Here is an 18,732-nt window from a genome sequence, read left to right on the forward strand (position 1 = left end):
GCGCCGCGCCCGCCCCCGGCGTCGCGGGCCGTGCCGCACGGGGCACTGCTGACGCCGCCCACGCGTGCACCATCGCCTACCTGACGAGTTGGCGTGGTGGGAGGTTTCCCCGGTCAGGAGAGGGAAGACGCCTCGACCGGACTGCGAAGAAGCACGATGCGTGTGCTGACGGTCAAGCATCGATGACGGACGACCTCTCGGTGCCCCTACACGACCCCAAGATCGACCGTGATGGAGAAAGGCGCGGTGGCCTTCACCGTGCCGGTGAACATCTCGCCGTCCCGGTAAGCCTTGGTGGCGGGATCGAGGACGTAGGTGTAGACGATCGGGACACCGGTGGCGGCCTGCTCGACCCGCCAGTAGAAGGGGATGCCGGCCTTGGCGTACTGGTCCACCTTCACGATCCGGTCGGTGGTCTCCGAGCCGGGCGACACGACCTCGACAACCAGCAGTACGTGCTCGGGGCGGGTGGGCGTGAGATCGATGGTCTCCGCCCGGTAGACGATGACGTCAGGGCGGCGGTTGGTGAGCGGAACGTCCTGGAGGCGGACGTCGAAGCCCGTGTCCGCGTTCCAGTCCGGGCCTGCAGCTGCGTCCAGGGCATTGGCCAGGATCCGCGCCAGCCGGTGGTGCCGTTTGGAGCCGCTCGGGCTCACGACGACCATCCCGTCCACGATCTCGATGCCGGCGCACTGCTCCTCGGACCAGGAGTCGTACTGTTCCGCGCTGATCTGCGTATGCATCCACGCGGGCGCCACCATCTCGGCGGGCATGGTGCACCTCCTTCGAGGAGCCTCGGCAGGCCCGGCGCTGCTGCGCCCAGCCTACTGTTCCGAGGGGTCGGGCCGCCCGACCCTGAGAGGGAGGCGGCCGCCCACCATGTGAGGGCGCACAAGTGCAATTCGGCCGAGCGGGGCGGGCTCGTCAGGGTTTCGCCGGTCGTGCCAGGCGCTGTGAGAGGCTGGGGCGTATGAACCGGTTGGCTGGTGTGACCTCGCCTTATCTGCTTCAGCATGCCGACAATCCGGTCGACTGGTGGCCGTGGGGACCGGAGGCGTTCGAGGAAGCGAAACGGCGCGGTGTACCCGTGCTGCTGTCGGTCGGATACTCCGCGTGCCACTGGTGCCACGTCATGGCGCACGAGTCCTTCGAGGACCGGGCCACCGCCGACCACCTCAACGAGCACTTCGTCAGCGTCAAGGTCGACCGTGAGGAGCGGCCCGACGTCGACGCCGTCTACATGGAGGCCGTGCAGGCCGCGACCGGCCAGGGCGGCTGGCCCATGACCGTGTTCCTCACACCGGACGCCGAGCCGTTCTACTTCGGCACCTACTTCCCGCCCGTACCCCGGCAGGGCATGCCGTCCTTCCGGCAGGTGCTGGAGGGCGTGCGGCAGGCCTGGGACGAGCGGCGGGACGAGGTCGCCGAGGTCGCCGGGAAGATCGTGCGCGACCTCGCCGGACGCGAGATCTCCTACGGGGACGGCAGCGCGCCCGGAGAGCAGCAGCTGGCGCAGGCACTGCTCGGGCTGACCCGGGAGTACGACCCGCAGCGCGGCGGCTTCGGCGGGGCGCCGAAGTTCCCGCCGTCCATGGTGATCGAGTTCCTGCTGCGCCACCACGCGCGCACCGGCGCCGACGGCGCCCTGCAGATGGCGCGGGACACCTGCGAGCGGATGGCCCGCGGCGGGATCTACGACCAGCTCGGGGGCGGCTTCGCCCGCTACTCCGTCGACCGGGACTGGACCGTGCCGCACTTCGAGAAGATGCTGTACGACAACGCGCTGCTGTGCCGGGTGTACACCCACCTGTGGCGGTCGACCGGGTCCGAGCAGGCCCGGCGGGTCGCGCTGGAGACCGCCGACTTCATGGTGCGGGAACTGCGCACCCCCGAGGGCGGGTTCGCCTCCGCGCTGGACGCCGACAGCGACGACGGGACCGGCCGGCACGTGGAGGGGGCGTACTACGTCTGGACGCCCGGGCAGCTCGTCGACGTCCTGGGCGCCGAGGACGCGGCGCTGGCCGCCGCCCACTTCGGGGTGACCGAGGAGGGCACCTTCGAGGAGGGCGCCTCCGTCCTGCGGCTGCCGCAGGGCGAAGGCGTGTCGGACGCGGAGAAGATCGCGTCGGTGAAGGCGCGGCTGCTGGCCGCGCGGGCGGAGCGGCCCGCACCCGGCAGGGACGACAAGGTCGTCGCCGCCTGGAACGGTCTCGCCGTCGCCGCGCTCGCCGAGACCGGCGTCTGCTTCGACCGGCCCGACCTGGTGGACGCGGCCGTCGCCGCCGCCGACCTCCTCGTCCGGCTGCACCTCGACGACCAGGCGCGGCTGACCCGGACCAGCAAGGACGGCAGGGCCGGGACCAACGCGGGCGTCCTGGAGGACTACGCCGACGTCGCCGAGGGCTTCCTCGCGCTGGCCGCGGTGACGGGCGAGGGGGTCTGGCTGGACTTCGCCGGGTTCCTGCTCGACCACGTGCTCGCGCGCTTCACCGACCCGGAGTCGGGAGCCCTGTACGACACGGCGTCGGACGCCGAGCAGCTCATCCGGCGCCCGCAGGACCCGACCGACAACGCGGTGCCCTCCGGATGGTCGGCGGCCGCCGGGGCGCTGCTGTCGTACGCCGCCCACACCGGTTCGCAGGCGCACCGCGCCGCCGCGGAGAAGGCGCTGGGGGTCGTGAAGACGCTCGGGCCGCGGGTGCCGCGGTTCATCGGCTGGGGCCTGGCCGCCGCCGAGGCGCTGCTCGACGGGCCGCGCGAGGTGGCCGTCGTCGGCCCCTCGCCCGACGACCCCGGCACGCGCGAGCTGCACCGCGCCACGCTGCTGGCGACCGCGCCGGGAGCGGTGGTCGCCTGCGGCACGCCCGGGAGCGAGGAGTTCCCGCTGCTCGCCGACCGGGTGCTGGTGGGCGGGGCGCCGACGGCGTACGTCTGCCGCAACTTCGTGTGCGACCTGCCGGTGACGGAGGCGGACGCGCTGCGCGCGAAGCTCACCCCCTGAGGGAGGCGCGGGACGCCGTCCGCGGCGCGGGTGCCGGCACGGCGGGAGCCGCGCCGCGCCCCGCACCACGACGCACGGGTGCCGGCCCCGCCTCCCCCCCCCGGCGGCCCCGGCCGCGCATCACCGGCCCCGCGCCGCCGGGTCCCGGCCCGGCGGCCGACCGGGCCGGGGCGGGGTGGCACGGCCGGTGGTGCTGCTTTCGGCCGGCGGTGGCCGTGTCGTCTCCGGTTCCGGGTGTTGTCGGGCTCGGCCCCGCGCGCTGATGGAGCCCGGCCCCGCGCTGACCGGGCTTGGCCGAGTGGCCGACCGGGCCGGGGCGGGGTGGCACGGGTGACGGTTCCGCCTCCGGTGGTGGCGGGGCTGTCGCCACCGGAGGCGGACGCCGTCGGGGCCCGGTCCGGTGCGGCGGAGGGCCCCGGCGCCTCACACCGAGGGGCCGGCCCGGCGGCCGACCGGGCCGGGATCCTTCGACTTGCCCCGCCGCGCTCTCGCCCTGCCGCGCTCTCGCCCTGCCGCGGTCTCGCCCCGGCGTCCGTCTCGCCCCGCTTCCGGCCGTCGTTCCGGTCCGTGCCGTCATCCCAGGGGGTCCGGCACCGGGTCCGGGACCGGGTCCGGGGTGACGCGGGGGAGGGGCGCAAGGGTGGTGTGCAGGCGGCGGTACAGCCAGCGGTCCACGACCAGGAAGCGGGCCGTGAAGACGATCGCCATGGCGAGTGCCGTCGCCGGCAGGGCGGTCATGCCGGCGGCGCCGATGAGCAGCGCGGCGAGCGGGATGCGGGCGACCAGGTCGGCGTTGCCGACGGCGGTGAACGTCAGGAGCCGTGTCCCGCGCCGGTGGTGGCGTCGCTGGTTGCGGTAGACGAAGGAATCGACGAGGGCGAAGTTCCACAGGAGACCCGCCTGGTTGGCGATGATCTCCGCCGGGGCGTAGTGCAGGCCGGGTGCCTGGCGGGTGAGCAGCCAGAGCAGGGCCAGGTTGGGGACGAAGCCCGACAGGCCGACGAGGCCGAAGACGACGGCGCGGGCGCGGGGGTCGGCGGTGCGCAGGGTGATCAGGTGGCGCAGGAAGCGCATGCCCTCGCGGGCCGTCGACTTGGACTCGCCGGCGTGCCGTTCCCCGAAGGCGTACGGGACTTCGGCGATGCCGCGCGGACGGCACCGTACCGCCAGTTCGAGGAGGATCTTGTAGCCGAGGGGCTGCAGGCCCTCGGCCTCGGCCGAGGCGCGGTCGACCGCCGTGCGGCGGATCGCGAAGAAGCCGCTCATCGGGTCGGTGAGGCCGCCGAGGGCGCGGGGGAAGAGGGACTTGGCCAGGAGGGTGGAGGAGCTGGAGACGAGCCTGCGGTAGCCGCCGTCGAGGCCGGCGCGGTCCCCGCCGTCGGTGTAGCGGCTGGCGACGACGAGTTCGGCGCCGGTCGCCTCGCCGCGGGCCACGAGGAGCGGGACGAGTTCGGGAGGGTGCTGGAGGTCGGCGTCGATGACGACGATCCAGGGCGCCGAGGCGCGGGCGATGCCCTCGACCACGGCGCCGCCGAGGCCCCCCTCGGGTACGGGCCGGTGGTGCAGGACGACCGGGACGGCACTGCCGCGTGCCGCCTCCTCGATCACCTCGCAGGTGTGGTCGGTGGAGTCGTCGGCGAAGACGACCTCCGCCCGGGTCCCGGAGGGGATCGCGGCGTTGATGCGGGCGAGCAGTTCGTGGATGTTGCCGGCCTCGTTGAAGGTCGGGACGACGACGGACACGTCGGCGGGCGGGGCCGTCACCGGGCCTCCTGGGGCTGCGGGGTGTGGGCGGGGAGGTGGGCGCCGACGTGGGAGGTCAGCTCCCAGTCGCGGCGCCCGGTGTACTCGCGCCACACGGCGCGCAGGGCGGCGCCCGCGAGGATCACGGCGTAGACGGGGCCGAGGAGCACGAGCCCCGCGTACCGGCCGAAGCCGATGCGGAAACCGTATTCGCGGCCGAAGTCGTGCAGGGCCACCGCCTCGAAGACGATCATGGCGGCCATCGGCAGCATGGGCAGCCAGGCGAACATCGAGAAGGGCAGCGGAACCCCGCCGACGACGGCGAAGACGATGCCCAGCGGGATCATCACGCCGGTCGCGGCCTGCACGAACGGGGTGCTGAGCGTGTAGCGGGCGAGCATCCGCTGGCCGAAGCCGGGCAGCCGGCGCCATTCGCCCTTGCGCAGGACCTGGAGGAAGCCCTGGTTCCAGCGGGTGCGCTGCTTGTAGAGCGCCCTGAGGGAGCCGGGCGTCTCCTCGCGGGTGACCAGCGCCGAGTGGTAGGCGACGACGACCTTGGCGCCGCCGCTGGACAGCCGGACGCCCAGGTCGCAGTCCTCGGCGAGGCAGTCGCCGTCCCAGCCGCCGGTGTCGCGCAGCAGGGCGGACCGGACGAAGACGGTGTTGCCGCCGAGCGGGATGAACCCCTTGCGGGCGTGCAGGTGCAGCCGGCTGCGGAACCAGAAGAAGTACTCCAGGCAGTTGCGCAGGCTGTACCAGCTGCTCCGGTAGTTGATCAGCTGGACGCCGCCCTGGACGACGTCGGCGTTCTCGTGCCGGAAGGCGAAGTCGACGTGGCCGAGCAGTTCGGGGTGGACGACGTCCTCGGCGTCGAAGACCCCGATGACCTCGCCGCGGGCGTGCGGCAGCGCGGTGTTGAGGGCGCGGGGCTTGTTCTTCCTGGCGTGGGTGTCGACGACCGTGCGCACCCGGTCGGGGTGCTCGGCGGCGAGTTCGTGGGCGATGGCGGCGGTGCCGGGGTCGTCGTGGCCGACGATCAGCAGGATCTCGTAGTCCGGGTGGTCGATGCGGAGCATCTGCTCGACCGTGTGCCGCAGGACGGCCTCCTCGTGGCGGGCCGGGACCAGCAGCGAGAAGGACAGGTCCGCCCGGCCGTCGGGCGGGGCGAAGGCCGTCGACTCCAGTGTCTCCGGGGTGCGCCAGGCGTGGAGCATCCACCACAGGGTCACCCCGGCGGCGGTCATGAGGACGATCGAATCGATGAACAGAATGGCGGAGACCACGAATTCCCCCCTCGGTCTTTCTTGGTCATCCTTGTTCGAACATGATGTTCCACCGGGTGCAACCCGGTGTTCTCCGGAAAGGAACCGCCCGTCTGCGGCCCCCCGGCGGACGGTGTTCCGTGTGATGCCCGTGTGGTGTGGCTTCCCTCGGTGGCGGACCGGTTCCCAGCCGGTTTTCCACCCTGATATCGCGAATACCGCGGACGGCGCGGATATCGCGGAGTTTTCGCGCATGATCAATTCGGGTCCACGGGCAAACCAGGGCCGAAGTTAGCAGGTTCGGCATTTCCCTCGCAATGTGGCCCCGGCGTGATGATCCCCGTCCCAAGCGGAGCCGTGGATTCTGCTTATGTGTCGCCCAAGCGTGTGCCATGATGCTCCGGCATGCCTGATTCCGGGGGGTTTCGAGGGGGAGGCCCACGGCTGTCGTCAGGCCGAGAAGTGGGTGGGGGGATTCCGCATGGGGACTGCCGTGCCGAAAACGCGTGCGCATGACGAGTACGGGGTGAAACCTTCCGAAGGCTCTCCTTCCGTTTCCCGGTCGGTGCCCGAGGATTCCGCGGCAGATCGCACCTTCCTGCGCCGGAGCGTGTTACGGCGCGATTATTTCTGGGTTGCGCCCGTTCTCGTCGCCGGTCTCCTGGCGAGGATTCTCGGAATCGGCAATTACCCCTTCCCGAACGACGACGAGGGCACCTATCTCGCGCAGGCGTGGGCGGTGCGGCACGGCGAACTCGCGCATTACACCTACTGGTACGACCACCCGCCGCTCGGCTGGATGCAACTCGCCGCCGTGTCCTGGCTGCCCGACCGGCTGCTGCCCGGCCTGCCCACGTTCGTCCAGGGCAGGATCGCCATGCTGCCGGTGGCCGCGGCGTCGCTGGTCCTCGTCTTCGTCATCGGCCGGCGCCTCGGCCTGGCCCGCCCCGCGGCCGCCGCGGCGATGCTGCTGTACGCGTTGTCGCCGCTCGCCGTGGTGCTGCACCGGCAGATCTACCTGGACAACTTCGCCGTCCTGTGGGTCCTGGTGTCCTTCGCCTTCGCGCTGTCGCCGCGCCGCCACCTGTGGCACCACGCCGCGGCCGGCATGGCGTTCGCCGTGGCCGTGCTCTCCAAGGAGACCGTCGCGGTCCTGCTGCCCGTGCTGCTGGTCACCCTCTGGCAGGGCAGTCACCCCCGCACCCGCACGTTCTCCTTCGCCGGCTTCGGCTCCGGGTTCGTCCTCACCGGCCTGTTCTATCCGCTGTACGCCCTGCTCAAGGGCGAGCTGCTCCCCGGCGCCGGACACGTCTCGCTGCTCGGCACGCTGAAGTTCCAGCTCGGCGGGCGCGAGGGCAGCGGATCGGCGTTCGCCGAGGGCACCGACGCCCACCAGCTGTTCGCCGGCTGGCTGGACCGGGACCCGCATCTGCTGATCGGCGGTGCGGCGGCCGCCGTCTGCGCGTTCGCGGTGCGCCGGCTGCGGCCCGCCGCCCTCGCGGTGCTGGTGCTGGCACTGGTCGCGTTGCGGCCCGGCGGCTACCTGCCGCAGATGTACATCGTGCAGGCCCTGCCGTTCCTGGCGCTCACCGCGGCCGGGCTGGCCGAGGCCGCGGTGAACGCGCTGCCCGGCAGGGCGCGTCCCGTGGCGGACCCCGCCGGAGCCGCGGCGGGCGGACCGCCCGCCCGGCCGTGGCCGCGCACCGCCGCCGCCCTGGCGGCCGTCGCGCTGGCCGCGGTGATCACCGCACCGCACTGGTACGAGCAGGACCGCGCCGCCGTGCGGGCCGACGACAACGGCGTGTACCGCGACGCCGCCCGCTGGCTGCGCGAGACGCCGGTCGGCGACCGCGACCGGGTGCGCGTCGTCACCGACGGCGTGCTCTGGCTGGACGCGGTCGAGGCCGGCTACCGGCCGGGCACCGGGGTCGTCTGGCACTACAAGCTCGACCAGGACCCGGCGGTCACCAGGACACTGCCGCACGGCTGGAAGGACATCGACTACGTCGTGTCCACCCCGGCCCTGCGCGGTGAGCGCGAGCACCTCCCCACCCTGCGGGACCTGTTCGCGCACGGCACACCGGTCGCCACCTTCGGCGAGGGCGGCGGCCGCATCGACATCCTCCGCATCGACGACGAGTGACGCGCGTGACGCACCGCCGACGCGCGTGACGCACCACCCGTGATGCGGGGCCCGTGAACAAGGGGGGAACCACCGTGTACGGAGCCCGAAGACGATCAGGGCGGCGGACCACGCCACCCGGCAGGACACCGCGTGTGCTGCTCACCGCCCTCATGCTGTTCGCCGCCGCCCTCGGACTCGGCCCGCTGGGCGCCCAGCCCGCCGGCGCCGCCACCAACCTGGTCGACAACCCCGGCCTGGAGATCCTCGACGGGCCGTCCGGGTTCCCGCGGTGCTTCGAGAAGTCGGGCTGGGGGGACAACGACTTCTCGTTCACCGTCACCGACGACGCCCACTCCGGCAGCCGTGCCGTACGCGTCGAGCTGACCCGGCGCGCCGACGGCGACCGCAAGACGATGATGCTGGAGAACTCCTGCGCCCCGCAGGTCGCTCCGGCCCACCAGTACGACCTGTCGTTCTGGTACAGGTCCACGACACCCGACGTGGCCTTCACCCTCTTCCGCCACGACACCGTCCGGGGCTGGGTCTACTGGACCGACCTCAAGACCCTGGAGCAGGCGGCCGGCTGGACCCGCACCGAGGTCCGCACCCCCCTCGTCCCGCCGGACACCGACCGGATCACCTGGGGCGGCTCCCTCTACGGCGTCGGCACCCTCACCACCGACGACTACGCCATGACGGACGCCACCGTCCCCGCCGGCCCCGACCCCTGCGCCACGGGCGGCACCGGACCGGAGTGCACGGGCAGGTGGACCGTCCAGACCACCCGGACGCCCGTCCGCGCGATCCACTCGGTGCTGCTGCACACCGGCAAGGTCCTGCTCATCGCCGGCTCCGGCAACGACCTCGACATGTTCGAGGCGGGCACCTTCAGGAGCTCGCTCTACGACCCCGTCACCGGCGGCTACACGGACATCCCGACCCCGGAGGACTTCTTCTGCGCCGGGCACGTGCAGCTCCCCGACGGCCGGGTGCTGGTCGTCGGCGGCAACAAGGACTACGCCGCGCCCGACGGCAGCGTCGGCTACAAGGGGCTGCGCACCAGCTACGTCTTCGACCCCGACCGGAACACCTACACCAGGGTCAACGACATGCTGGCGGGCCACTGGTACCCGTCGGCCACCGCGATGGGCAACGGCGACGTCATCTCGCTGGGCGGCCTCGCCGAGGACTCCTCCGGCACCGTCGTCAACGAACACTTCTCCGCCGCGCAGAACAAGTGGCTGCCGCTCGGCGAGGCCAGGCAGGCCTGGTCCTTCTGGGGCCTGTACCCGTCGATGATCCTGCTCCAGGACGGCCGCCTCTTCTACACCGGCAGCCACGTCTTCGGCAACGGACTGCCCGGCACCGGCGCCTCCGTGTACGACTACGACGCCGGCACCGTCGCCGAGGTGCCGGGCCTGCGCAGGAAGGACGAACGGGACCAGTCCATGTCGGTGCTGCTGCCGCCCGCCCAGGACCAGAGGGTCGCCACCCTCGGCGGCGGCAACCACACCGTGTCGCCCGACGCGCACCGGCTCGTCGACGTCATCGACATGAAGGCCGGCTCGCCGCGGTACGTGCCGGGCCCGGACCTGCCGCAGGGCCGCTACCAGGACGGCAGCCCGCAGACCGGCGACCAGGGCAAGGTGTACGTGTCCGCCGTCATCCTCCCGGACGGCAAGGTCCTGGAGACCGGCGGCGCCCTGCACACCTACCGCGAGGACCCCGTCTTCGAGGCGTCGATGTACGACCCGGTGAGCAACACCTTCCGGGCCGGCCTGGCGACCGACCCGGTCCCGCGGACCTACCACTCCTCGTCCCTGCTGCTGCCCGACGGCCGCGTCCTGAGCGTCGGCGACAACCCGGGCGACGGCTCCTTCGACCAGCGGGTGTCCCTCTACGAGCCGCCGTACCTGTTCCGGGGCGCCCGCCCGCGGATCACCTCGGTGGCGAACACCACCTGGGCGTACGGCACCGACCAGCGCATCACGGTCGACAAGCCGGTGGTCAAGGCCTCCCTGATCCGCCCGGCGGCCGTCACCCACTCCTCCGACCCCAACCAGCGCTACGTCGACCTGCCGATGACCGTCGACGGCGACACCGTCGACCTCGGCCTCACCAGCAACCCCGACCTGGCCCCGCCCGGCTGGTACATGCTCTCGGTCGTCGACGCGGACGGCGTGCCGTCGGTGTCGCGGTGGGTGCGGATCGGAGCGGCCGGCCAGGCCGCGGCGGCCCGCGTCCAGGACTTCGCGCAGGACCTGCGGGCCGTCCCCGCGGACGAGGCCGGCACCGCCGTACCGCAGGGCACCGGCCACGGCGGCCACCAGGGCCACCAAGGCCACCAGGGCCACCAGGGTGTCGAGATGCCCGCCGGCTTCGACGGCTGCGACCACTCCTACGGCGCCGTCGGCCAGTGCGTGCCCTGGACCTTCCCGAAGAAGACGGACACCGTCGCCGAACGCTGCGACTGGCTGGCGGAGAAGGGCTACGGCACGCCCCTGAAGGTCTCCGGCCGCGACCGCCACGGCCTGGACCGCACCGGGGACGGCGTCGCCTGCGGAAGGGGCGACATGCGGAAGAAGCGCTAGCGGCCGGCTAGCGGTCGCCCGCGAAGTCCCGAAGGGCGCGTTCCACGATGGCCTCCAGCTGCTCGTGGTGCGCGCCCTTCCAGTACGCCCGCCCGCAGTCCCGGCACCGCGCGAACGCGTCGTACGACTTGCGGGTGCCGCCCTCGAGCTGGTCGGCGACCTCGTCCTTGGTGGCCTCGCGCAGCAGCCCGTTGCAGGCGGTGCAACGCGTCCAGGGGCGCAGCTCGGGGGCGAACCGGTCCAGGACGTCCCGGAGTTGCTCCTCGGGGGCGGTGCTGTAGACGAAGGCGCCCGCCCACAGCTCGCGGCGGCGCAGCAGGCCGCGGTCGCGGCTCAGCATGACCCGCCGCTCGGCCGCCGAACGGGCCGCGAGCGCCGGGTCGCCGATGTCGGCCGACTCGTACGCCGTGTCCACGCCGAGCAACCGCAGCCGGCGGGCGAGGGTGCCGAGGTGGACGTCGAGGAGGAAGCGCAGCGGGGCGCCCGGCACCCGCTGGGGGCGGGCGACGGGGCGCACGACCACCGACTCGCCGTGGGCCGGGACGTGCGAGACCGGTACCTCGCGGCCGTCGACGGACAGGGTGCCGACCTCCGTGAGGGGCACCCCGAGGGACTCGACGACGTGGCCGAGGGTGGAGACGCCGTCGACGGCGAGGGCGGTGGCGCCGGAACGCCGGGCGTGCGGGACGAACAGGGCCAGCTCGGGGGCGACTTCGACGCGGATCTCGGGTGCGTTCACCTGGTCAGGATGGCACGGGGACGCGAGGGGACCTCAGGGGTTCTCCTTTCCGAGACCGTGCTCCAGGACGTTCAGCGCGCGGTCGACGAGGGCGGCGAAGTCGCCCTGCCGGCCGTTCTCGGCCCAGTACAGGGAGGCCTCCGTCAGGCCGCCGACGAAGGACATCGCGTAGACGCGGACCTCCAGGCTGTCGGGGTCGCGGCCGGTGCGCTCGGCGAGCGCGGCGCGGATCACGCGTCCGGTGACCGACATGCTCTCCATCATCCGCGAGCGCACCGCCGGCACCTCGGCCATCAGCCGGGTGCGCAGCCGCGCGACGCGCGGGTCCTCCTCGGCGCCGACCCGCGCGGCCGCCAGCATCACGTTCCGGACGGTGTCCGGCCACGGCTCGTCCGCGGGCCGGGCCCGCACCTCCTCCGCCAGGACCGGGTCGTACCCGTCCGTGAGGACGATGTCCTCCTTGGTGGGGAAGTAGCGGAAGACGGTCGACGGCGACACCTCGGCCCGCTCGGCGATCTGCTCGACCGTCGTCGCCTCGTACCCCTGCTCCTCGGCCAGCGCGTACATCGCGGACCGGATCGCCTCGCGCGTCTTGATCTTCTTGCGCTCGCGGAGCCCGAGGCGGGGGCGGTCGGCGGGGGAGAGGGGGGATCGTGCGGCCGTCATGGTGGTCATTGTCGGACATCCGCCCTCGCGGCGACCAGGTCAGGGGCGGGGGCCGGGTCCGCGCGCGGAAGAGGGCCACGGCTCGCGAGCCGTGGCCCTCGGGAGGGGGCGGGGTCTATCCGTGCTGGTAGGCGACCAGCGAGATGCCCACGTAGTGCGTGATGAACGCGGCCAGGGTGAGGGAGTGGAACACCTCGTGGAAGCCGAACCAGCGCGGTGACGGGTTCGGGCGCTTGATGCCGTAGATCACGCCGCCCGCGCTGTAGAGGAGGCCGCCGGCGATGACCAGGACCAGGACGGCGATCCCGCCCGCGCGCAGGAAGTCGGGCAGGAAGAAGACGGCGGCCCAGCCCATCGCGATGTAGCAGGGCGTGTAGAGCCAGCGCGGGGCGCCGACCCAGAAGACGCGGAAGACGATCCCCGCGGCGGCGGCGGCCCAGATGCCCCAGAGCAGCACCTCGCCCTTGGCGTCCGGCAGCAGCAGCATCGTCAGCGGCGTGTAGGTGCCCGCGATGATCAGGAAGATGTTGGCGTGGTCCAGGCGGCGCAGGACGCCGTCCATGCGGGGGCTCCAGTCGCCCCGGTGGTAGAGCGCGCTCACGCCGAACAGCAGGCAGGCGGTCAGGGCGAAGACGCCGCAGGCGATGCGGCCCCTCGTGGAGTCGGCGAGGGCGGTGAGCACGAGGCCCGCGACCAGGGCGGCGGGGAACATGGCCAGGTGCAGCCAGCCGCGCAGCCTGGGTTTGACCGGATGCGGCAGGGAGAGCGCGACGGGACCGCGGCCGGCGGCCGGCGTGTCCGTGGGCGCGTCGGGGGCGGACGCAGTCATGCGTTCCATCGTACCTACGGGACCGTAGGTTACGGGCCGGAGGGGTGGGACGGGCGGCGGGCAGTGGCCATCATCTCACGCCCCCGGCCGGGGGCGTGAGGGGGCGGCCGGGGATCCGCGGAGGCGTACGTGGCGAGCCTCACGCCGCTCATCTGTGACGCCCTCTGGACAGATGCGTGTACGCGTCGGATGATCAAATGAGTGCGTTCGGCACCGGATGAGCGCTCAGCAGCTCGCTGCGAAGCATCCGGGTCGCGGCCCCCACGGGGCAGACAAGGAAAAATCCCTCACCTAGGAGCAATCGTGGCGCGCGACATCGCGGCTCCCCCCGTCGTCCCCACCCAGCACCGGGAACTGATCTCGTGGGTCAACGAGATCGCCGAACTGACGCAGCCGGACAACGTGGTCTGGTGTGACGGATCCGAGGCCGAGTACCTGCGGCTGTGCGAGGAGCTGGTGGAGAAGGGCACCTTCAGGAAGCTCGACCCCGTCAAGCGCCCCGACTCCTACTACGCGGCGTCCGACCCGACCGACGTCGCCCGGGTCGAGGACCGCACCTTCATCTGCTCCGAGAAGGAGGAGGACGCGGGCCCGACCAACCACTGGAAGGCCCCCGCCGAGATGCGGGAGGTCTTCGCCGGTGAGAAGGGCGTCTTCCGCGGCTCGATGAAGGGCCGGACGATGTACGTCGTCCCGTTCTGCATGGGCCCCCTCGGCTCGGACCTCTCCGCGATCGGCGTCGAGATCACCGACTCCGCCTACGTCGCCGTGTCCATGCGCACCATGACCCGCATGGGACAGCCCGTCCTCGACGAACTCGGCTCCGACGGGTTCTTCGTGCGTGCCGTGCACACGCTCGGGGCGCCGCTGGCCGAGGGCGAGGCGGACGTCCCCTGGCCGTGCAACACCACCAAGTACATCTCGCACTTCCCCGAGACGCGCGAGATCTGGTCCTACGGCTCCGGCTACGGCGGCAACGCCCTGCTCGGCAAGAAGTGCTACGCCCTGCGCATCGCCTCCGTCATGGCCCGCGACGAGGGCTGGCTCGCCGAGCACATGCTGATCCTCAAGCTGACCCCGCCGCACGGCGAGCCGAAGTACGTCGCCGCCGCCTTCCCGAGCGCCTGCGGCAAGACGAACCTCGCCATGCTGGAGCCGACCACCCGCGGCTGGACCGTCGAGACCATCGGCGACGACATCGCCTGGATGCGGTTCGGCGAGGACGGCCGGCTGTACGCCATCAACCCCGAGGCGGGCTTCTTCGGCGTCGCGCCCGGCACCGGCGAGCACACCAACGCCAACGCCATGAAGACGCTGTGGGGCAACGCGGTCTTCACCAACGTCGCCCTCACCGACGACGGCGACGTGTGGTGGGAGGGCATGACCGAGGAGCCGCCCGCCCACCTGACGGACTGGAAGGGCAACGACTGGACCCCCGAGTTGCCGACCCCGGCCGCCCACCCCAACGCCCGCTTCACCGTCCCGGCCTCGCAGTGCCCGATCATCGCGCCCGAGTGGGAGGACCCCAGGGGCGTGCCGATCTCGGCGATCCTCTTCGGCGGCCGCCGCGCCACCGCGGTCCCGCTGGTGACGGAGTCCTTCGACTGGAACCACGGCGTCTTCCTCGGCGCCAACGTGGCCTCCGAGAAGACCGCCGCCGCCGAGGGCAAGGTCGGCGAGCTGCGCCGCGACCCCTTCGCCATGCTGCCGTTCTGCGGTTACAACATGGGCGACTACATGGGCCACTGGGTCGACGTCGCCAAGGACAAGGACCAGGCGAAGCTCCCGAAGATCTACTACGTCAACTGGTTCCGCAAGGACGACGACGGCAGGTTCGTCTGGCCCGGCTTCGGCGAGAACTCCCGCGTCCTGAAGTGGATCGTGGAGCGACTGGAGGGCAGGGCCGAGGGCGTCGAGACGCCGATCGGCATCCTGCCGGCGCCCGGCGCCCTGGACACCGAGGGCCTCGACCTGGACGGGAAGGACCTCGACTTCCTCCTCACCGTCGACAAGGAGATCTGGCGCGAGGAGGCCGCCCTGATCCCCGACCACCTCGACACCTTCGGCGACCACACGCCGAAGGAGCTGTGGGACGAGTACCGCGCTCTGGTGCAGCGCCTGGGCTGACCAGCCCCCCAACACGCCGCGGCCGGTTCCGATGTGCCCTGACCAGCAAGATCGTCACGACCGGCCGCGGTGACAGCACCACCGACCGGCGAGGCCCCGCACAACGGCGTGGGGGGCCCAGGGCCTGTCGCCGCCCGCCCGTCAGCCCCGACGGGACGGACGGCGGCAGGCCTTCGCCCTTGACGCGCCGCTTCGGCGCGCGACTTCGGCGTGCGACTTCGGCGTGCCGCCGCGATCCGCTGCCTCGGCGTACCGCTTCGGTGGGCTGCCCGGGCGTGCCGCCCCGATGGGCCGCCTCGGCGTGTCCCCCCGGCGTGTCCCTGCTTCTCCCTACTTCGAGCGGTCCTCCAGGTACCGGGTGTGCGACTCCTGCCGCCGCGTCTCCGTCTCGCGCAGCCCCGCCGCCAGCCGCTCCGCCTCCTCGTGCAGCAGCGTCAACTGCCGTTCCAGGTGCCGCTCGGGCGGTTCCTGGCCGGGCGCGAGCCGCGTCCACCAGCGGGTCCGCACGAACGTGTCGACCGCCTCCGGAACGTCCTGGCGCACCGCCCGCGACAGCGCGTGCACCGCCTCCGGGTCCTGGGCGAGGATCTCCGTGACCCAGCCCGGGTCCAGCAACGCGGCCAGCAGCTCCGTCAGTTCGGTCAGCCGCCCGCCCGCCGCGGGCGGCAGTTCGATGTCCGCGAGGTAGGTCTCCAGCCGGCGGAAGTCGCCCCGCACCTCGTCGAGCTGCGCGGAGGGGTCCGGGAAGTCCGGCGGCGCGGGCCGCTCCGGCGGCGCGATCAGCGCGCCCGCGCCGTACAGGCCGACGACCACGACCGGCCAGTACGGCCCCGCCACGCCCGTGAAGGTCAGCACCAGGCCGGCCAGGCCGCACCCGCTGCCGGCGATGTTCTTGCGGGACTCCAGGTAGCCCACGACCCTACTGGTAGCCACGGATCTCCTTGAAGGCGCCGTCCAGCGAGCCCTTCTGGGCGTCGAAGAGGCGGCCGCCGGTCAGCTCGGCGATGTGCTCCAGTTCCGCGCGGTCGGAGTCGCCGAACAGGACGGTGAAGACGGGGATGTCCCGGCGGTCGCCGGACAGCCCGCGGTAGAAGGCGTCGAAGTCGTCCGCGCCGGCGCCGGCGGTGTTCTCGCCGTCCGTCATCAGCACGATCGACGTGAACGCGTCCGTGCCGGTGCCGAGGTGGTCGTACGCCTTCTCCAGCGAGGTGAAGATCGCGGTGTCGCCGTCGGCCTCCAGGGACTCGGTGTCGCCGCGGATCGCGGCGAGTCCCTTCTCCGGGTCGGCGGGGTCGACGACGTGCGTGCGCACGCTCTTGACGTCCGAGCCGAACGGCATCAGGGTCACCTCCTCCCGGTCGCGGAAGTCGCCGGTGAGGCCGGTGAGGGCCGCCTTCAGCCCGTCGAGGCGGCCGCCCTCCATCGATCCGGAGGTGTCGAGGACGTACACCGTCCGGGAGGGGCGGCGCAGCTCGTTCTCGTAGGCGTCGAGCAGGCCGTCGGCGACGGACCGGGTGCCGGGGAAGGGCAGTTCGCGCCGCCGGTCGGTGTCGAGGCCCGCCGCGGGCGGCACCGAGGCGACGACCGGGCGGCGGTGGGTGCGTTCGGTGATCAGCCGCTGCACGGCGTCCGTGCGCAGCGCCTCGGTCACCCGGCGCACGTCCTCGCGGGTCGTCGCGCCGGTGCCGGCGAGGGAGGAGAGCGGGTAGTCGGCGGTGACGACGCCGTCCTTCGGGCGGATCACGGTCAGGCCCGGGATGCCCTTGAGGACGGACTCGTAGTTGAGCAGCGCGTCGACGTCACCCCGGCGGGCGTACGCGCTCGCCAGCCAGCCCGAGGAGCCCGAGGTCAGCTTCTGCCCCCGGAAGAACTCCTTCAGCCGGGGGCGGGCCTTCGACACGTCCGCGTCGGTGAGCGCGGACTGGGCGCCCGAGAGCGCGGAGGCGACCGAGATCAGCGTGGAGAAACCGGAGTGGGAGCGGGCCGGGTCGGTCATTCCGTAGGTGAGCCGGCCCTCCCGGACGGCCCGGTCGATCTGCGACCAGGTGACCTCGGCCGGCTTCCAGCCCAGCTTCTCGACCACGGCGGTCCGGACGCCGACGGCGACCGGGCTGGACATGACGGAGGTCTCCGACAGGACCCGCTTCGCCGCGTCCGGGCGCAGCCGCAGGTAGTCGTCGGAGGCCAGCCACACCGCGTCGTAGCGGCCGTCGGCCTTGCCGCCGGCCAGCAGGTCCACGGCGTCGAGGGTGCCCATGTAGGTGGGCCGGAGCGTGATGCCGGTGTCCTTCTCGACCCGTTCGAGGACCGGGGTCATGTCGCTGAGTTCGCTGGAGGCGAGGACCCGCAGGGTACCCGCCTCGGGGGCACCCGCGTCCTTCTTCTCCTCCCCCTTCTCCTGGGCGGCCGTGCACGCGGTCAGCAGGGCGAGGGCGGCGAGCAGGGCGGCGGCCGGCCGTCTCATCCGAGGCCCCCTTCCAGCGCGCCCTGCTTGCGGCTGCGGTCCAGGTACGCGCCGGCCTGCTGGAGCTCGGAGGTCAGGTTCTCCACCGTCGCGGCCATCGCCTCGGTGGCCTGGACCTTGTAGGTGTCGATGGCGTCGAGGGTGCGGTAGATCTGCTGGAAGGCGGTCCGCAGGGTCTCGGCCCCCACCGCCGGGTCGGCGGCGATGCGCTGGATCTCCCCGCTCTGTGTCGCCAGCATCTCCGCGTTGCCCCGGATCAGGTCCTCGGTGGTCCCGCGCAGGGCGTTGACCTGCTCGACGACCTTCTTCTGGTTGTCCAGCGCCGAGGCCAGCATCACGGAGATCCGCAGCGCCGACACGGTCGTCGTGGCCGCCCGGTCGACCCCCTTGATCAGCTCGTCGTTGTTGCGGCGCACGACGTCCATGGCGAGGTACCCCTGCGCGCACACCGCGAGCTGGGTCAGCAGGTCCTGGTGCTTCTGCCGGACCGGGAAGAGGACGTCGGCGCGCAGGGTGTCGGCCTGCACGGGGTCGGTGGCCCCGACACCGGCGACGTGCTCCTCGACGGCGTGGTCCAGGGCCTCGGTCAGGACGACGTACTCCTGGAGCTTGCCCATGGTCTCCCACAGGCGGACCCGCTCGGTCTGCAGCGCGGCGTTGTCGCGGCGCAGCTCGTCCTGGCCGCCCCGCAGCGAGCCGACGATGTTGTTCAACGTGCCCTGCGCGGACGCGTACTTGGCGACGTGGTCGCGCAGCCGGTTGCCGCCGGGCAGCCGGGACAGGAACCTGCGGCCCCTGCTCGCGGGCAGGTCCCGCGGGTCCAGGTCCTCGACCACGCGGCGCAGTTCGACGAGCGAGCCGGCCACCTTCGACTGGGCGTCCCCGCCCTTGTCGGGCAGGCTGCGCACGGTGCGCTCCAGCATGCGGTTGGACTGCGCGGTCGCGGTGCGCATCTCGCCGGCGCCCAGCGCGGTGATCTCGCCGACCTTGCCGGCGAACTCGGGCGAGCGGGCGTCCAGGGCGGCCAGACCGTCGACGTACGCGGCGGCTTTGGCGGCCATGTCGGTGCGGACCTGGTCGTCGACCGGCACGAGTCCGCCGGCCTTCTCCCGCGGCACGGCCGTGACGGCCTCCGGCGGGGTGAGGGTGAAGTCGCTCTCGGTGGTGCTCACGTGATCTGTCCCC

The 18,732-nt window shown here is 72.6% G+C and carries 13 protein-coding genes; 4 read left to right on the forward strand and 9 right to left on the reverse strand.

The features are described 5' to 3' along the window. Window positions 1-206: 206 nt before the first annotated feature. Window positions 207-773: a Uma2 family endonuclease gene (locus ACF09K_RS02770; protein WP_392240655.1), complete on the reverse strand. Its 567-nt coding sequence runs from the start codon at window positions 771-773 to the stop codon at window positions 207-209. Between the two features lie 197 nt (window positions 774-970). Here ACF09K_RS02770 and ACF09K_RS02775 point away from each other — a divergent pair, with 197 nt between their 5' ends. Next, a complete protein-coding gene (locus ACF09K_RS02775; protein WP_392240656.1) occupies window positions 971-3,001 on the forward strand; it encodes a thioredoxin domain-containing protein in 2,031 nt (676 codons plus the stop codon). A 573-nt stretch (window positions 3,002-3,574) separates the two neighbouring features. On the opposite strand, the gene ACF09K_RS02780 is transcribed toward ACF09K_RS02775, so the two are convergent. Together ACF09K_RS02780 and ACF09K_RS02785 are read right to left on the reverse strand one after the other, a co-directional pair. Beyond that, a complete protein-coding gene (locus ACF09K_RS02780; protein ID WP_392240657.1) occupies window positions 3,575-4,765 on the reverse strand; it encodes a glycosyltransferase in 1,191 nt (396 codons plus the stop codon). Then, window positions 4,762-5,988, reverse strand: coding sequence for a glycosyltransferase (locus ACF09K_RS02785; RefSeq protein ID WP_392241019.1), 1,227 nt, complete (start codon window positions 5,986-5,988; stop codon window positions 4,762-4,764). Before ACF09K_RS02785 ends, ACF09K_RS02780 begins: the two co-directional genes overlap by 4 nt. Before the next feature lie 628 nt (window positions 5,989-6,616). Between ACF09K_RS02785 and ACF09K_RS02790 the strand changes: the two genes are divergently transcribed. After that, on the forward strand, window positions 6,617-8,149 hold the full coding sequence (locus tag ACF09K_RS02790) for a glycosyltransferase family 39 protein (RefSeq protein ID WP_392240658.1): 1,533 nt from the start codon (window positions 6,617-6,619) through the stop codon (window positions 8,147-8,149). A gap of 152 nt (window positions 8,150-8,301) precedes the next feature. Further along, window positions 8,302-10,722: a galactose oxidase-like domain-containing protein gene (locus ACF09K_RS02795; protein WP_392241020.1), complete on the forward strand. Its 2,421-nt coding sequence runs from the start codon at window positions 8,302-8,304 to the stop codon at window positions 10,720-10,722. 7 nt (window positions 10,723-10,729) lie between these two features. Here the strand turns inward: ACF09K_RS02795 and ACF09K_RS02800 are convergent, their stop codons facing one another. From ACF09K_RS02800 to ACF09K_RS02810, 3 genes are all read right to left on the reverse strand, one after another. Further along, a complete protein-coding gene (locus ACF09K_RS02800; RefSeq protein ID WP_392240659.1) occupies window positions 10,730-11,461 on the reverse strand; it encodes a Mut7-C RNAse domain-containing protein in 732 nt (243 codons plus the stop codon). Between the two features lie 33 nt (window positions 11,462-11,494). Next, the gene (locus ACF09K_RS02805; protein WP_392240660.1) at window positions 11,495-12,136 is read right to left on the reverse strand and encodes a TetR/AcrR family transcriptional regulator; all 642 of its coding nucleotides are present in this window, start codon (window positions 12,134-12,136) and stop codon (window positions 11,495-11,497) included. Between the two features lie 106 nt (window positions 12,137-12,242). Then, window positions 12,243-12,956, reverse strand: a complete 714-nt coding sequence (locus ACF09K_RS02810) for a hemolysin III family protein (protein WP_392240661.1) — start codon at window positions 12,954-12,956, stop codon at window positions 12,243-12,245. 303 nt (window positions 12,957-13,259) lie between these two features. Here ACF09K_RS02810 and ACF09K_RS02815 point away from each other — a divergent pair, with 303 nt between their 5' ends. Further along, a complete protein-coding gene (locus tag ACF09K_RS02815; protein WP_392240662.1) occupies window positions 13,260-15,083 on the forward strand; it encodes a phosphoenolpyruvate carboxykinase (GTP) in 1,824 nt (607 codons plus the stop codon). A 330-nt stretch (window positions 15,084-15,413) separates the two neighbouring features. On the opposite strand, the gene ACF09K_RS02820 is transcribed toward ACF09K_RS02815, so the two are convergent. From ACF09K_RS02820 to ACF09K_RS02830, 3 genes are read right to left on the reverse strand one after another with little or no spacing between them, the layout of a single operon-like run. Next, window positions 15,414-16,016, reverse strand: a complete 603-nt coding sequence (locus ACF09K_RS02820) for a hypothetical protein (protein ID WP_392240663.1) — start codon at window positions 16,014-16,016, stop codon at window positions 15,414-15,416. Further along, window positions 16,003-17,547, reverse strand: coding sequence for a substrate-binding domain-containing protein (locus tag ACF09K_RS02825; protein ID WP_392240664.1), 1,545 nt, complete (start codon window positions 17,545-17,547; stop codon window positions 16,003-16,005). Before ACF09K_RS02825 ends, ACF09K_RS02820 begins: the two co-directional genes overlap by 14 nt. Further along, window positions 17,544-18,719 carry a toxic anion resistance protein gene (locus tag ACF09K_RS02830; protein ID WP_392240665.1) on the reverse strand — a complete coding sequence of 392 codons (1,176 nt, stop codon included), beginning with the start codon at window positions 18,717-18,719 and terminating at the stop codon, window positions 17,544-17,546. Before ACF09K_RS02830 ends, ACF09K_RS02825 begins: the two co-directional genes overlap by 4 nt. Window positions 18,720-18,732 lie beyond the last annotated feature (13 nt).

The sequence above is a fragment of the Streptomyces sp. NPDC014882 genome, from assembly GCF_043081325.1.
Taxonomy (GTDB): domain Bacteria; phylum Actinomycetota; class Actinomycetes; order Streptomycetales; family Streptomycetaceae; genus Streptomyces.

Excerpts from the sequence above, each read along its gene's own strand:
- ACF09K_RS02810 (WP_392240661.1), bottom strand. The coding sequence starts at position 12,956 with ATGACTGCGTCCGCCCCCGACGCGCCCACGGACACGCCGGCCGCCGGC.
- ACF09K_RS02770 (WP_392240655.1), bottom strand. The coding sequence starts at position 773 with ATGCCCGCCGAGATGGTGGCGCCCGCGTGGATGCATACGCAGATCAGC.
- ACF09K_RS02825 (WP_392240664.1), bottom strand. The coding sequence starts at position 17,547 with ATGAGACGGCCGGCCGCCGCCCTGCTCGCCGCCCTCGCCCTGCTGACC.
- ACF09K_RS02795 (WP_392241020.1), top strand. The coding sequence starts at position 8,302 with ATGCTGTTCGCCGCCGCCCTCGGACTCGGCCCGCTGGGCGCCCAGCCC.
- ACF09K_RS02805 (WP_392240660.1), bottom strand. The coding sequence starts at position 12,136 with ATGACCACCATGACGGCCGCACGATCCCCCCTCTCCCCCGCCGACCGC.
- ACF09K_RS02775 (WP_392240656.1), top strand. The coding sequence starts at position 971 with ATGAACCGGTTGGCTGGTGTGACCTCGCCTTATCTGCTTCAGCATGCC.
- ACF09K_RS02785 (WP_392241019.1), bottom strand. The coding sequence starts at position 5,988 with ATGACCGCCGCCGGGGTGACCCTGTGGTGGATGCTCCACGCCTGGCGC.